At 46.5% G+C, this 13,911-nt stretch carries 15 protein-coding genes, 1 tRNA gene and 1 pseudogene; 16 read left to right on the forward strand and 1 reads right to left on the reverse strand.

Annotated elements, in window-relative coordinates; all coding sequences use genetic code 11:
- The first annotated feature begins 6 nt into the window (after positions 1–6).
- The 10 genes from hisA to GLV97_RS11315 all read left to right on the forward strand — a co-directional run bounded on the left by hisA (position 7) and on the right by GLV97_RS11315 (position 8,450).
- Positions 7–738, forward strand: a complete 732-nt coding sequence (gene hisA / locus GLV97_RS11270; protein ID WP_160842189.1) for a 1-(5-phosphoribosyl)-5-[(5-phosphoribosylamino)methylideneamino]imidazole-4-carboxamide isomerase — start codon at positions 7–9, stop codon at positions 736–738.
- Positions 738–1,496 carry an imidazole glycerol phosphate synthase subunit HisF gene (gene hisF / locus GLV97_RS11275; RefSeq protein ID WP_160889701.1) on the forward strand — a complete coding sequence of 253 codons (759 nt, stop codon included), beginning with the start codon at positions 738–740 and terminating at the stop codon, positions 1,494–1,496. Before hisA ends, hisF begins: the two co-directional genes overlap by 1 nt.
- A complete protein-coding gene (hisIE, locus tag GLV97_RS11280; RefSeq protein ID WP_160842187.1) occupies positions 1,493–2,116 on the forward strand; it encodes a bifunctional phosphoribosyl-AMP cyclohydrolase/phosphoribosyl-ATP diphosphatase HisIE in 624 nt (207 codons plus the stop codon). The genes hisF and hisIE overlap by 4 nt, the downstream gene beginning before the upstream one ends.
- Before the next feature lie 88 nt (positions 2,117–2,204).
- Complete coding sequence (locus tag GLV97_RS11285) at positions 2,205–3,230, forward strand: tetratricopeptide repeat protein (protein WP_160889702.1); 1,026 nt, start codon at positions 2,205–2,207, stop codon at positions 3,228–3,230.
- A gap of 298 nt (positions 3,231–3,528) precedes the next feature.
- The gene (gene trxB / locus GLV97_RS11290) at positions 3,529–4,479 is read left to right on the forward strand and encodes a thioredoxin-disulfide reductase (protein WP_160842186.1); all 951 of its coding nucleotides are present in this window, start codon (positions 3,529–3,531) and stop codon (positions 4,477–4,479) included.
- A gap of 273 nt (positions 4,480–4,752) precedes the next feature.
- On the forward strand, positions 4,753–5,211 hold the full coding sequence (locus GLV97_RS11295) for an 8-oxo-dGTP diphosphatase (RefSeq protein ID WP_160842185.1): 459 nt from the start codon (positions 4,753–4,755) through the stop codon (positions 5,209–5,211).
- Between the two features lie 24 nt (positions 5,212–5,235).
- On the forward strand, positions 5,236–6,120 hold the full coding sequence (rapZ, locus tag GLV97_RS11300) for an RNase adapter RapZ (protein WP_160838340.1): 885 nt from the start codon (positions 5,236–5,238) through the stop codon (positions 6,118–6,120).
- 3 nt (positions 6,121–6,123) lie between these two features.
- On the forward strand, positions 6,124–7,077 hold the full coding sequence (locus tag GLV97_RS11305; RefSeq protein ID WP_160838342.1) for a gluconeogenesis factor YvcK family protein: 954 nt from the start codon (positions 6,124–6,126) through the stop codon (positions 7,075–7,077).
- A gap of 34 nt (positions 7,078–7,111) precedes the next feature.
- Entirely contained in the window at positions 7,112–8,068 is a 957-nt protein-coding gene (whiA, locus tag GLV97_RS11310) for a DNA-binding protein WhiA (RefSeq protein ID WP_160838656.1), read from the forward strand.
- A 127-nt stretch (positions 8,069–8,195) separates the two neighbouring features.
- Positions 8,196–8,450 carry an HPr family phosphocarrier protein gene (locus tag GLV97_RS11315; protein WP_160838344.1) on the forward strand — a complete coding sequence of 85 codons (255 nt, stop codon included), beginning with the start codon at positions 8,196–8,198 and terminating at the stop codon, positions 8,448–8,450.
- A gap of 101 nt (positions 8,451–8,551) precedes the next feature.
- Here the strand turns inward: GLV97_RS11315 and clpP are convergent.
- Positions 8,552–9,139, reverse strand: a pseudogene (gene clpP / locus GLV97_RS11320) (ATP-dependent Clp endopeptidase proteolytic subunit ClpP); the annotation flags it as partial.
- Positions 9,140–9,482: 343 nt separating this feature from the next.
- On the opposite strand from clpP, the gene GLV97_RS11325 reads away from it, so the two are divergent.
- The 6 genes from GLV97_RS11325 (at position 9,483) to GLV97_RS11350 (ending at position 13,910) form a co-directional block, all read left to right on the forward strand.
- A tRNA-Arg gene (locus tag GLV97_RS11325) sits at positions 9,483–9,558 on the forward strand.
- A gap of 252 nt (positions 9,559–9,810) precedes the next feature.
- On the forward strand, positions 9,811–10,035 hold the full coding sequence (locus tag GLV97_RS11330; protein ID WP_160838346.1) for a hypothetical protein: 225 nt from the start codon (positions 9,811–9,813) through the stop codon (positions 10,033–10,035).
- Between the two features lie 73 nt (positions 10,036–10,108).
- Complete coding sequence (locus tag GLV97_RS11335) at positions 10,109–10,330, forward strand: glutaredoxin family protein (protein ID WP_160838348.1); 222 nt, start codon at positions 10,109–10,111, stop codon at positions 10,328–10,330.
- A gap of 150 nt (positions 10,331–10,480) precedes the next feature.
- Positions 10,481–11,509: a sugar-binding transcriptional regulator gene (locus GLV97_RS11340; protein ID WP_160838350.1), complete on the forward strand. Its 1,029-nt coding sequence runs from the start codon at positions 10,481–10,483 to the stop codon at positions 11,507–11,509.
- A 36-nt stretch (positions 11,510–11,545) separates the two neighbouring features.
- Positions 11,546–12,553: a type I glyceraldehyde-3-phosphate dehydrogenase gene (gap, locus tag GLV97_RS11345; RefSeq protein ID WP_160838352.1), complete on the forward strand. Its 1,008-nt coding sequence runs from the start codon at positions 11,546–11,548 to the stop codon at positions 12,551–12,553.
- A gap of 175 nt (positions 12,554–12,728) precedes the next feature.
- Complete coding sequence (locus GLV97_RS11350) at positions 12,729–13,910, forward strand: phosphoglycerate kinase (protein WP_160838354.1); 1,182 nt, start codon at positions 12,729–12,731, stop codon at positions 13,908–13,910.
- Position 13,911 lies beyond the last annotated feature (1 nt).

Raw genomic sequence — 13,911 nt, forward strand, 5'->3', positions numbered from 1 at the left:
TACGAGATGAGTTTTACGATTTATCCTGCTATCGACATGCGCGGCGGGAAATGCGTGCGATTGGAACAGGGAGATTTTAATAAAGAGACCGTTTATGGGGAAAACCCTTTTGATGCTGCGAAGCAGTTTGCGGAAGCCGGCGCGTCCTGGATCCATATGGTGGACCTGGATGGAGCGAAAGAAGGGTCCAGACAGAATGCTGAATTTGTGCTTCAGGCAGCTGAGGAGTTGAATTGCCGTATTCAGATCGGCGGGGGTATCCGGTCTGAAGCGGATGTTCAGTATTACTTGGATCAAGGCGTCGATCGTGTCATTATTGGTTCCCTTGCGGTGAGTGATACCGAAACCACCAAGGAGCTTCTTTCTAAATACGGCAGCCGCATCGCCATCGGGCTTGATGCGAGAGACGGGTTTGTGTCCACGGCCGGATGGCTGGAACAGTCTGAAATCAAAGCTGTTGATCTGGCGAAGGAACTGGTGGAAGCCGGAGCCCGGACCTTCATCTATACGGATATTGCTAAAGATGGAATGCTCTCAGGCCCGAATACGAAAGAAATAGTGCGCCTGGCTGAAGAAGCCGGCGTCGATGTCATTGCCTCCGGAGGCATCAAGGACCTTGGAGATCTTCAGGAATTAAAACAGTACCGGGATCGGAATGTTTCCGGCTCAATCGTAGGAAAAGCGCTGTATACGAATCAGTTCACGCTGCAGGATGCCCTCGCTGTGGAGGTGGAGTAATGCTTTCCAAGAGGATTATTCCATGTCTTGATGTGAAAGAAGGACGGGTGGTCAAAGGGATCCAGTTTGTTGATATAAGGGATGCCGGAGATCCTGTTGAACTTGCCAAGGTTTATGATGAGCAGGGAGCTGATGAACTCGTCTTCCTTGATATATCCGCCAGTCACGAAGGAAAGAAAACGATGATTGACGTCGTCCGCTCGGTTGCTTCAGAGCTTGCGATTCCTTTTACAGTCGGTGGGGGGATCCGGACCCTTGAGGATATCAAGGAGGCGCTGAGAAACGGGGCCGATAAAGTATCCTTGAATTCATCCGCCGTCCAGCGTCCTGAGTTAATTACCGAAGGCGCGGATTATTTTGGCAGCCAGTGCATCGTCGCGGCCATTGACGCCAGATACGATGAGCAGACCGACAACTGGATCGTCTACATCCATGGAGGACGGACGCCGACGGAATGGTTCCTGACCGACTGGGCTCAGGAAGCGGTGAAGCGCGGAGCGGGTGAAATTCTGCTGACATCCATGAATAAGGACGGGGAAAAGACTGGTTTTGATCTGCCGATGCTGGAAGCTGTCCAAAACGTCGTAAGCGTTCCGGTCATTGCATCAGGCGGTGCCGGCTCCAGTGAGCATTTTTATGATGTATTTACAAAGGTGGATGCAGACGCGGCTCTGGCTGCTTCGATTTTCCACTACAAAGAAACATCTGTAGGAAACGTGAAACGTTACTTAAAAGATAAAGGGGTGCCGATCCGATGAACATCAGTGAAGTGAAATTTGACGAGCAGGGCCTAGTACCGGCGATTGTCCAGGATGAGCGCTCAAAAGAAGTGCTGACACTGGCTTATATGAATAAAGAATCCCTCGAAAAAACGCTGGAGGTTGGAGAAACCGTCTTTTACAGCCGTTCAAGAGAAGAGCTGTGGCACAAAGGAGAAACGTCCGGAAACACTCAGAAGGTGAAACAGATCAAGTATGACTGTGATCAGGACGCTCTGCTCCTGCAGGTCATCCCGGCTGGTCCTGCCTGCCACACGGGGAGCTACAGCTGTTTTTCTAAAACACTGACCGGAGAACACACAGAAGCTGAGGAAAACCGCTATGCTATTCTCGATGAACTGCAATCGGTCCTGGCGGAAAGGAAATCTCTTCTTCCGGAAGGCTCTTATACGTCCAAGCTTTTCCAGGAGGGTGTCGACAGGATCGCTAAAAAAATCGGTGAAGAAGCAGGGGAAGTGATTATTGCCGCTAAAAATGATGACCCTTCCGAGATGGCTCTTGAATCCGCCGATCTTCTTTTCCACCTTCTGATGATTCTGACAGACCGTGGTGTGCCGTTTGATGATGTTCTTCGTGTGCTGGAGGAAAGACATTCCTAAGCCGGATTCCTTTTTCTCCTATTTCTATCTTCCTATTTATGTTATACTGCATAATTAGTGAGATTTGATACGTATTAGGGGGACAGTCATGACAACATCAGTAAAAGGGACAGCGGCACGGCAGGATACGAACATTATCCCATTTCTGCCATCCGGTAAGTTTTATTTTACCCATGGGATTCAGGCTTTTCAGAAGCGTCGTTTCAATGCCGCTGTCAAGTGGCTGAAGAAAGCTATCGAAGCCTCTCCCGAAGAACCTCTATATCCATGCCAGCTTTCAGTGGTCTACACGGAAGTTGGCTCTTATCATGCAGCCAACCAGGTGTTGACGGAAGTACTTGCCAATTTTGGCAGAGAATACGTCGACTGCTATTATTTGATGGCGAACAATTACGCTCATCTTGGGCTGCTCAGTGATGCGAAAAAGTATGTCGATACGTACCTTGAACAACCAGGTGATGGGGAATTCGAGGAAGCGGCTGAGCAGTTGAAGGAAATGCTGGATTCGCTGGAGGAAGAGGAAGAAGAGGATGAGGACGAGTGGGCTTTTGAAGACGAAGATGAGCTTTTGATCTATCAGGAAACGGCCTTTTATCATTTGGAGCAGGAAGAATGGGACCAGGCGCTCCAGCTTCTTGAAGAAATGATGGACATGTTCCCTGAATTTACGATGGCGCAGCATAAGTATGCCTTCGCTCTATATATGAACGGCAGTCAGGAAGAAGCGGTGGACCTCGAGCGTTCCATTTTGGCGGAGGACCCATCCGACATTCACAGTCATGTGAACCTTGCTGTTTTTTACTTGAAAAATGGGCGGCAGGAGGAAGCTATGCATCATATCCATCAGCTGCGCAATGTCTTTCCCATGCACGAACAGCAGAAACTGGCTGTAGCAGAAACGCTGGCACGGGCAGGGTTTTATCAGGAATCCATTGAACGGTTCCGCGCGCTGAAGGATAAGCAGGTGGTGCGGAGACGGGTGTACTACAAGTGGTACAGCATCGCTCTTTACCATACCGGTCAGCCGGCGAAGGCTCTCCAAATGTGGGAAAAGGGCTGCAAGCAATTCCCTAAACTGGCTGAGGAAGGCGGTCCCTGGTCGAATCAGCTGTAAAAAACCACGTAGAGACGGAGGGGCCTTCTCTCTGTCTGGACGTTAAAGCAGATCTTTGCTGAAGAGGGGGAACTTTTCTTCGAAGGTCTGTTTTCGTATGTTCGGCCGACCCTGCTTCATTCCCTGCCTAGGGTCCTAAGACTCCGACGGGAATCAAGCACTCCCCTTCAGAGTCTCAGGAAGCTTGTCAAGGCTTTCGGAGAACCTTCAAGCACATTAATGGACGGTTGTCGTATGATTTACTATGATATGTACAGGAAACAACAAGTGATTTGGAATCATAAGGAGTTGAATATAGATGAGTGAAGAACGTATTTATGATGTGATTATCGCCGGCGCCGGCCCTGCTGGTATGACAGCAGCCGTTTACACGTCTCGTGCGAACCTGGATACGCTCATGATCGAGCGTGGAATTCCGGGCGGACAGATGGCCAATACAGAAGATGTTGAAAACTACCCGGGCTATGAAAGTATTCTTGGACCGGACCTTTCCAATAAAATGTTCGACCATGCGAAAAAGTTTGGTGCTGAATACGCGTATGGCGATATTAAAGAAGTGATTGACGGGAAAGAATATAAAACAGTTAAAGCCGGTAACAAGGAGTACAAAGCCCGTGCTGTCATCGTAACGACAGGCGCGCAGTACAAAGAACTCGGTGTACCGGGAGAAAAAGAACTCGGTGGCCGCGGTGTATCCTACTGTGCCGTATGTGACGGAGCATTCTTCCGTGACAAAGAACTTGTCGTTGTCGGCGGCGGGGATTCTGCTGTGGAAGAAGGCGTATACTTGACCCGTTTCGCAAGCAAGGTAACGATTGTGCACCGTCGTGATGAACTTCGTGCCCAGAAAATCCTTCAGGATCGTGCCTTCGATAATGATAAGATCGATTTCATCTGGGATACAGTTGTGAAATCCATCAATGATCAAGATGGGAAAGTGGGCAGCGTGACCCTTCACAATAGAAAGACAGATGAAGAGTATGAATTCGATACCAACGGTGCTTTCATTTATATCGGCATGATTCCGTTGAGCCAGCCGTTTACAAGCCTGGGCATTACAAATGAACAGGGATATATCGAAACGGATGAAAATATGGAAACGAAAGTGCCGGGCGTCTTCGCAGCTGGAGATATCCGTGAAAAAGAACTGCGTCAAATTGTAACAGCAACAGGCGACGGCAGTATTGCAGCTCAGTCTGCACAGCACTATATTGAGAATCTTCTAGAGGAATTAAAAGTCGTCAATTAAGGATATAATAGTTTAACGCTGATGTAACATCCGTGAAATATTCTTTTGTTACGATGAAGATCATTAATTGACCCCCTTTTAATAGAGTAATCTCTAAAAGACACAGGTGCTTATCATCTGTGTCTTTTTTTTTATGAAATGGCATCACCCGTGTTCTACGTTCGAAGAGATGCTGACAGGGAAAATCAGCTCATAATATTGTTGCCGTGTGTGTATTCATTGTATAATGGGTGGAGATGCCCTCCAGACAGAAATTGAGGTGACGTACTAACGATGCAGCGTGTAGCCAATTGTGTATTACGTTCAAAAGACAAAGTGTTGATGCTCAAAAAACCACGAAGAGGCTGGTATGTAGCTCCTGGAGGAAAGATGGAGGCAGGAGAGAACATTAAAGATTCGGTCGTGCGTGAGTTTAAAGAAGAAACAGGGCTGGATATCGAAAACCCTGAACTGCGGGGGTCTTTTACTTTTATTATGAGGAAAGAAGAGAAGACTGCTCAGGAATGGATGATGTTCACCTTTTATACGACAAGTTATTCGGGTGAACTGCTTGATGAAAGTGAAGAAGGTGAACTGGAATGGGTACCTGTGGATGATGTGCTGAAGAAGCCCATGGCTGAGGGAGACCGTGAGATCTTCAGACATATCCTAAGCAGTGATCACCAACTTTATGGAACATTTGTATATACGACGGATTTCCGATTGATTGATCAGGATCTGGATCCGTCTTGACCTGACGAATGGGGAGCGATGGAGATGCATGTAGATGCAAACGAAACTCAGCTGGTAATTATTACTGGAATGTCGGGGGCAGGAAAAACCGTGGCTGTTCAAAGCTTTGAAGATCTCGGTTTTTTTTGTGTGGATAACCTGCCGCCTGCCCTTCTGCCTAAATTTCTGGAATTGATGAAGGATTCCAGCAACAACATACAGAATGTGGCGCTTGTCATGGATCTGAGAGGCAGAGAATTTTTTGATGCGCTTTTTGATTCCCTGGACAGGCTTGGGAAGGAAAACTGGCTGCAGGAGCATATTCTTTTTCTTGATGCGGAGGATCAATCCCTCGTTTCAAGGTATAAAGAAACGCGCCGCTCCCACCCGCTTGCCAAAGAAGGGCTTCCTCTTGAAGGGATCCGCAAAGAACGGAAGATGCTCGATGAGCTGAGAGGCCGTTCCCAGACCATCATTGATACCACTTCGCTCAAGCCGAAAGAACTGCGGGAGCGCATTATTGAAAGCTACCGTCAGCAGGAGCAGCAGGTGTTTTCGGTTCAGATGGTATCCTTCGGTTTCAAATATGGGGTGCCGATTGATGCGGATTTGATGTTTGACGTGCGTTTCCTTCCCAACCCCCATTACGTGGAGCAGATGCGCCCGCTGACAGGGCTGAATTCTGAGGTGTCCTCGTACGTATTCAAGTGGAGCGATACTCAGAAATTCCTGGAAAAGTTGAAGGACCTGCTTCAGTTCATGCTTCCCCAATACAAACGGGAAGGGAAGAGTCAGCTGGTTGTGGCCATCGGCTGTACGGGTGGTCAACACCGTTCTGTAGCTTTGGCGGAACATCTCTCCGAGTATTTCTCCAGCGATTTCGTGACCCATGTGACCCACAGGGATATCGAAAAAAGGAAGGGTTTGTAGTAGATGGATTCAAAGACGAAGCCGCGTGTCGTCGTCATAGGAGGCGGAACCGGAATGCCCGTCCTCCTGCGGGGACTGAAAAAATTACCCGTTGACCTTTCGGCGATCGTAACGGTCGCTGATGACGGGGGAAGTTCTGGAAGACTGCGGACGGAAATGGCCATCCCTGCTCCAGGAGATATCCGCAATGTCGTCGCTGCTCTGTCTGATGCAGAGCCTATGCTGCTCGACCTGTTTCAGCACCGGTTTTCCAACGGGAACGGCCTTTCCGGCCATTCCATGGGAAATCTCCTGTTGGCAGCTATGGCGTCCATGACAGGGGATTTTTATAAAGGCATTAAGGAAATATCCCGGGTACTCAATGTACGCGGAAATATATATCCGATCGCCAATCACAGCATGAATCTTCATGCTGAAATGGAAGATGGAACGATTGTAACAGGCGAGTCGAGCATACCGAAGCAGGGGAAAAAGATCAAACGGGTGTTTGTCAGTCCTACACCGGTTCAGCCGCTCCCGGAAGCCGTTGATGCCATACAATCTGCTGATTTAATTGTCATCGCTCCGGGCAGTCTATATACGAGCATTCTGCCGAACATTATCATTCCTGAAATCGGCCATGCTCTCAAAGAAACAAAAGCGAAAGTGACGTATATCTGCAATGTCATGACCCAGGAAGGTGAGACGTCCGGCTATTCTGCGGGCGATCATATCCAGGCGTTAGTTGATCATATCGGCCGGGACGTGGTACAGTCAGTTATTGTGCATAACAGACCGATCGATCAGCAGGTCAGGAAAAAATATGCCGAAGAAAACGCCGAACCGGTTGTGTATGATATCGACCGGATTAAGTCCATGGGTGTCCAGGTAATTGAAGAAGATATTATTGACCATGATAAAGTGATGCTGCGCCACGATACAGCTAAATTGGCGCGTCTTTTACATTCCATGCTCTAAGCAGGAGATTGTTGTTATGAAAGGGGGGATCGGAATGTCCTTCGCATCTGAAATAAAAAAAGAACTGACGAACGTGGAAGCAGATATGGGATCTATGGAAGCAGAACTGGCTGCGCTCGTACGGATGAACGGAACATTTTCTTTATCCAATCGACAGTACATTCTGGATGTGCAGACGGAAAATGCGGCTATTGCACGCAGGATCTATACGCTGATTAAGAAGCTGTATCCATATCCCGTTGAACTTCTTGTGCGGAAGAAAATGCGGTTGAAGAAGAATAATGTTTATATTGTAAGACTTGCGGAAAAGGCGGATGCCGTTCTGGAGGACCTGGAGATATTAAAAGGCCCGTTATCCATCAATCCGAATATTCCAGAGAAGTACTTGAAAGATACGGGGTGTAAACGGGCGTACTTGAGGGGAGCCTTTCTTGCGGGAGGTTCTGTCAATAATCCGGAAACTTCGTCTTACCATCTGGAGATTTATTCAGCTGATGAGGAACACAACGAAGCGTTGTGTAAGCTGATGAACAGTTTTGACCTGCATGCCCGTACGTTAAGCAGGAAAAAGGGGTACATCACCTATTTGAAAGAAGCGGATAAAATTACGGAGCTGATCAGCAATATCGGAGCCCATCAGGCGTTGTTCAAGTTTGAGGATGTCCGGATCGTTCGAGATATGAGAAACTCCGTAAACCGTCTGGTCAACTGTGAGACAGCGAATTTAAATAAAACCATCGGTGCGGCTTTCCGGCAGGTGGAAAATATTAAATTCATTAAACGGACCGTTGGTCTTGAGGCTCTTCCAGACAAGCTTCAGGAGATTGCCTCCCTGCGCCTGCAATACCAGGAGGTTTCATTGAAGGAACTTGGTGAATATGTTTCCGGTGGAACGATCAGCAAATCCGGCATTAACCATAGACTGAGAAAAATCGATGAATTCGCTGACCGTGTCAGAAAAGGTGAAGTCACAGAAAAGTCCAGAAACTGATTCATCTTCGGATTTATTCATGCTATAATAAAAGACAATTATAACGCTTTCGTAAGGAGAGCGTTCTTTTTTCAACCTTTTGATAACGCTTACAAAGGGTGATGGGAACAAGAAAGGAGAATGACCAGTGTTGGAAAAAACGATTAAAATCGAATTGGAAACAGGTCTGCAGGCAAGGCCGGCTGCCTTATTTGTTCAGGAAGCCAATAAATTTTCTTCTGATATCTTTATTGAAAAAGAGGAAAAGCGTGTCAACGCGAAGAGCATCATGGGATTGATGAGTCTGGCGGTCGGCACAGACGAAGAAGTAAAAATCATCGCGGATGGCTCGGACGAAGAGCAGGCGATTCAAATGTTAACGGCTTTCGTACAACCTGCGTAAGCTTTGTTATGTGAATCAGTGAACGTGTCGAATAAGAGAACGTTCTCATATTAAACATAAAAAAATCCGCTGGGATACCAGCGGATTTTTAAGAAGTTACATTATACGTTCTTTTCCATGACCTTATCGATCAAGCCGTATTCTACAGCTTCGTGAGCGGACATGAAGTTGTCGCGGTCTGTATCGCGCTCAATGACCTCATAAGGCTGACCTGTGCGCTCAGCAAGGATCTGGTTCAGTTTTTCGCGCATTTTAATGATACGCTTCGCATGGATTTCAATGTCAGAAGCCTGACCTTGTGTACCGCCAAGAGGCTGGTGGATCATGACTTCACTGTTTGGAAGAGCATAACGCTTCCCAGGCTCACCAGCGTTCAGAAGGAAGGCACCCATGGAAGCGGCCATTCCTGTGCAGATGGTGGATACATTCGGTTTGATGAACTGCATGGTATCGTAGATCGCCATTCCTGCGGTGATGGACCCACCCGGTGAGTTGATGTATAGGGAAATATCTTTTTCAGGATCATCGGCTGCAAGGAATAGCAGCTGAGCTACAACAGAGTTCGAGATGTTGTCATCAATCGGGCTGCCGAGCATAATGATCCGGTCTTTAAGCAAGCGGGAGTAAATGTCATAAGCACGCTCTCCCCGGTTTGTTTGTTCAATAACTGTAGGGACTAAATTCATTGTAAGTTCCTCCTTATCATCACTTGATTATCTTTGAGATACATTCATCATACCTTTAAGGTCAATAAAGGTCAAACAAAAACAATCGACGATATCCGCGACTACGTAAAGCTTTGGAATACACGGATTCCTTCTACCATCATACCCTGAATTGTTTGATATAAACGTAGGATATAAAAATCCATGGTCCATGTTTTTATCCTCCTATATAATGAATAGGAACAGCAGGATTGCTGCAGAACGGGGGGAATCACAAATCGTTGGTTGTACATAGAGGAATAAATTTTAAAAAACGGGTTGCGTAATCGGGAGTCATTCATTATAATAGTATTTGCATGTCGCTTCTGCGCCTGTAGCTCAGTTGGATAGAGCGGTAGATTCCGGTTCTACGTCAGTCGGGGGTTCGAATCCTCTCAGGCGCGCTTTCTAAAAAAAGTCTTCCTCTTGGAAGGCTTTTTTTATTCCTTCAATATTATTATGATATAATGGTTGTAGGATAAAGCATACAGTTACATCCATGTTATTTAAACAATTATTGAACAGTAACCTCATGAAAGCTGTACGAACGTTTATTTGGTTTAGTTATTTCAATGTAGTTTCTAAATAGAGCGTCGTATGATATGATTACTTTATGTACTGTAGGACTTTTCGCTTTATTTAGAAGAGGGGTATCTATGACAAACCTAATCCGTTACAAAATCTTGTCCACCGAACAAGTATCTGAAGACAGGCGGATTCACGTGTTTGATATGCAGAAGCAGCAGAAGTTGTCGTTTAATTACGAGTCCCTGAAACGAACTCCGGAAAACTATGTAGGCGAAGGGTTGGCGGAATTTCTACATCGCAGAAAACTCAAAATAGATAATGGCTTTTACGATAAAAAGGGACACGCATCTTAAATGTGTGTCCCTTTTTTGTTGTAAGATTGGAACCAGTCCTGTTGAAAGGGATAATATATAAGGAGGGGATGGCGTGCAGGGAATTGTCCTCTATACGAAGAAGGAATGTACCTTGTGTGATGAAGTGAGAGCTTTATTGGATTTGTTTTCCGTGGAGGTCACGGAAATAGATATTGAATCAGACCCGGAGCTTCATGAGAAGTATTTTCTTGAAATACCAGTCGTGAGGATCAAGGAAGAGGAACTGGACTACCGGTCCATTGATTACTTTGAACTGCAAAAGCGTTTACAATGAAAAACCATAGGTTTTCTGCTTGCACCCGTACCCCCTCACTGTTAATATAAAAAATGTAATAAGATATTTTTTTGCTCCTAGCGGGACATAATATGACTACCTGGGACGTAATTCATCCCGGTCAGCAGTTTTCAAAGAAGGGGCTTTTCCATGAGAGCGTTCATCGATCTACAAAAAAAATTATTCCCTGATGTCCTGGACGTTATTCAGAGGCGGTATCAGCTGCTTCATTACATCCAGATCATGCAGCCCGTCGGAAGGAGAGCATTGGCGGAAAACGTCAATCTTGCCGAACGGACGGTACGCAGCGAGGTGGACTTCTTAAATCAGCAGGGAGCTGTCGAGATTACATCAAGAGGCATGCACCTGAGCTATGAGGGGCAGAACATCCTTGAGCAGCTGGCTGAATTTATTAAGGAAGTTTCCGGCATTAAGGTTTTGGAACAACAGTTAAAGGATAAATTAAATCTGGATCACGTTGTTGTTGTTCCTGGTGATAGTGATGAGCTCAATTGGGTAAAACAAGAGATGGGAAAAGCTTGTGTCCAGTATTTGAAAGATCATATGAATCCTGAACAAGCCATTGCCATTACAGGTGGAACAACGATGGCATCAGTGGCCCAGACGATGACCTCATTCAAGGGCGCTGATCAATGCCTGTATGTACCTGCCAGAGGCGGTTTGGGCGAAAGAGTGGAAAATCAGGCCAATACGATATGTGCGGAGATGGCTAAAAAAGCCAAAGGGGACTACCGTTTGTTATATGTACCCGATCCGCTGAGCGAGGAATCCTATAAGACGATAAAAGAAGAGCCTTCCATCAAGGAAGTTCTGGACATTATCCGTCACGCTGACATCGTTATCCACGGGGTTGGAGATGCGATGACCATGGCCGAACGGAGAAAAACGTCTCCGGAGCAGCTGGAGCTGATCCAGCAGCATGAAGCTGTGGGTGAAGCGTTTGGTTATTATTTCAACCGTATGGGTGAAATCGTTCATAAAGTTCGAACCGTAGGTCTGCAGCTTGAGGATCTGAATAGATCCCGGCATGTCATTGCCGTTGCCGGAGGCCGTTCAAAGGCCCGGGCGATCGCGTCTTATTTTCAGCCCGGACAAAGTAATGTCCTCATCACAGATGAAGGGGCTGCCCAGGAGTTAATAAGGGAATTTTCCCTTTAAATAAAATGATATTTATCATTCAAGGAGGAATTTTGCATGACAGTAAGAATTGGTATTAATGGTTTTGGACGTATCGGACGTAACGTATTCCGTGCTGCACTTGACAACAATGATGTAGAGGTAGTGGCGGTTAACGATCTAACAGATGCGAATATGCTTGCACACCTTCTTCAGTACGACACTGTACACGGTGCTCTATCTGAAAAGGTAACAACAAACGGTGACAACCTGATTGTTGGCGGCAAAGAAATCAAAGTACTATCTGAAAAAGATCCAGCACAACTTGGCTGGGGAGATCTTGGAGTAGATGTTGTAATCGAATCTACAGGACGCTTCACTCAGCGCGAAGATGCGAAGAAACACATCGACGCCGGTGCTAAGAAAGTCATCATCTCTGCTCCAGCGAAGCAGGAAGATCTTACAATCGTTATGGGTGTTAACGAAGATCAGTATGATAAGGATTCCCATCACGTTATTTCCAACGCTTCCTGCACAACGAACTGCCTGTCTCCAGCAGCGAAAGTTCTTGATGAGAAGTTCGGTCTTAAGCGTGGTATGATGACAACCATCCACTCTTACACTAACGACCAGCAAATCCTTGACCTTCCACACAAAGACTACCGTCGTGCGCGTGCTGCAGGTCAAAACATTATCCCAACAACTACTGGTGCTGCACAAGCTGTTGCAAAAGTACTTCCACACCTTGATGGTAAACTAAGCGGAATGGCTATGCGTGTACCAACAATGAACGTGTCTATCGTTGACTTCGTTGCGGAGCTTGAAAAAGACGTAACAGCTGAAGAAGTAAACGAAGCACTTCGTGAAGCTGCTGAAGGCGACCTTAAAGGTGTGCTTGCTTACAGCGACGAGCCACTTGTATCTTCCGACTACAATGGCAACACGAACTCTTCCATCATTGATGGTCTTTCTACTGCAACTCTTGAAAACAACATGGTTAAAGTTGTCACTTGGTACGACAACGAAACTGGTTACTCCAACCGTTGCGTAGACTTGGCTGTATACCTTAAAAACCAAGGCTTGTAATATCTGAGTCTTTTTTGAAAATACTAGGAAAAGCAGGAAAGGAGGAGGTCTCATGTCCTCCTCCTTTATCCTTGTTTTTCTGATTTCTGCTTGTCTGCGTTTCTGTTCCTTCAAGGTGTGGAAACGTACATAAGGGCAGATGTTTAACGACCAAAACCAAGGAGGTTGTCATTCTATGAATAAACAAACGATTCGCGATGTTGAAGTGAACGGAAAAACGGTTTTCTGCCGTGTAGACTTCAACGTGCCTATGAGCGATGGAGAGGTAACAGATGACACAAGAATCAAAGCGGCTCTCCCAACCATCCAGCACCTGACTGGAAACGGAGCAAAAGTCATTCTTGCCAGTCACCTGGGACGACCTAAAGGAGAAGCGGTACAGGAGCTTCGTCTTGATCCTGTAGCCGATCGTCTAAGTGATCTTCTTGGACAAACGGTTACGAAAACAGATGAAGTTTACGGAGACGAAGTCAGCCAGGCCATTTCTGAATTGAACAGTGGTGATGTGCTTCTTATCGAGAACGTACGCTTCCATCCTGGTGAAGAAAAGAATGATGCTGAGCTGGCGAAGGCTTTCGCTGACATGGCTGATCTTTTCGTTAACGATGCCTTCGGTGCTGCCCACCGTGCCCATGCGTCCACAGCTGGCGTAGCGGAATATATCCCTGCCGTAGCCGGTTTCCTTATGGAAAAGGAAATCAATGTACTCGGCAAAGCTCTTTCCAACCCTGAGCGTCCTTTCACAGCGATTGTTGGTGGAGCAAAAGTAAAAGATAAAATCGGTGTCATTGATAACCTGATTGATAAAGTTGACAACCTGATTATCGGCGGCGGTCTGGCTTATACTTTTGTAAAAGCCCTCGGTCACGAAATCGGAAAGTCTCTTCTTGAAGAAGACAAGATGGATCTTGCTAGAGAATACATGAAGAAAGCGGAAGAAAAAGGCGTGAACTTCTACATGCCGGAAGATGTTGTCGTTGCTGATGACTTCTCTGATTCCGCCAACAAGAAAGAAGTAGCGATCGACAGCATCCCGGCCGATTGGGAAGCGCTCGACATCGGTCCGAAAACGAGAGAGAAATACGCCAATGTCATCAAAGAATCCAACCTGATCATCTGGAACGGTCCTATGGGCGTATTTGAAATCGAATCATTTGCCAATGGTACAAAAGCCGTTGCTGAAGCTCTGTCCCAGACAGAAGGCTACAGCGTCATCGGCGGCGGAGATTCAGCTGCAGCTGTTGAGAAATTCGGCTATGCATCTGATATGAACCACGTATCCACCGGCGGCGGTGCTTCCCTTGAATTTATGGAAGGTAAAGAACTTCCAGGGGTTGCTCTACTAAACGATAAGTAAA

It is taken from the genome of Halobacillus litoralis (assembly GCF_009856355.1).
Taxonomy (GTDB): Bacteria; Bacillota; Bacilli; order Bacillales; family Halobacillaceae; genus Halobacillus; species Halobacillus litoralis_B.

Coding starts and splice junctions, on each gene's coding strand:
- hisIE (WP_160842187.1), top strand. CDS start 1,493: ATGAACATCAGTGAAGTGAAATTTGACGAGCAGGGCCTAGTACCGGCG.
- GLV97_RS11330 (WP_160838346.1), top strand. CDS start 9,811: ATGACAAACCTAATCCGTTACAAAATCTTGTCCACCGAACAAGTATCT.
- GLV97_RS11285 (WP_160889702.1), top strand. CDS start 2,205: ATGACAACATCAGTAAAAGGGACAGCGGCACGGCAGGATACGAACATT.
- hisF (WP_160889701.1), top strand. CDS start 738: ATGCTTTCCAAGAGGATTATTCCATGTCTTGATGTGAAAGAAGGACGG.
- GLV97_RS11305 (WP_160838342.1), top strand. CDS start 6,124: ATGGATTCAAAGACGAAGCCGCGTGTCGTCGTCATAGGAGGCGGAACC.
- whiA (WP_160838656.1), top strand. CDS start 7,112: ATGTCCTTCGCATCTGAAATAAAAAAAGAACTGACGAACGTGGAAGCA.
- GLV97_RS11295 (WP_160842185.1), top strand. CDS start 4,753: ATGCAGCGTGTAGCCAATTGTGTATTACGTTCAAAAGACAAAGTGTTG.
- trxB (WP_160842186.1), top strand. CDS start 3,529: ATGAGTGAAGAACGTATTTATGATGTGATTATCGCCGGCGCCGGCCCT.
- rapZ (WP_160838340.1), top strand. CDS start 5,236: ATGCATGTAGATGCAAACGAAACTCAGCTGGTAATTATTACTGGAATG.
- GLV97_RS11340 (WP_160838350.1), top strand. CDS start 10,481: ATGAGAGCGTTCATCGATCTACAAAAAAAATTATTCCCTGATGTCCTG.
- gap (WP_160838352.1), top strand. CDS start 11,546: ATGACAGTAAGAATTGGTATTAATGGTTTTGGACGTATCGGACGTAAC.
- GLV97_RS11350 (WP_160838354.1), top strand. CDS start 12,729: ATGAATAAACAAACGATTCGCGATGTTGAAGTGAACGGAAAAACGGTT.
- hisA (WP_160842189.1), top strand. CDS start 7: ATGAGTTTTACGATTTATCCTGCTATCGACATGCGCGGCGGGAAATGC.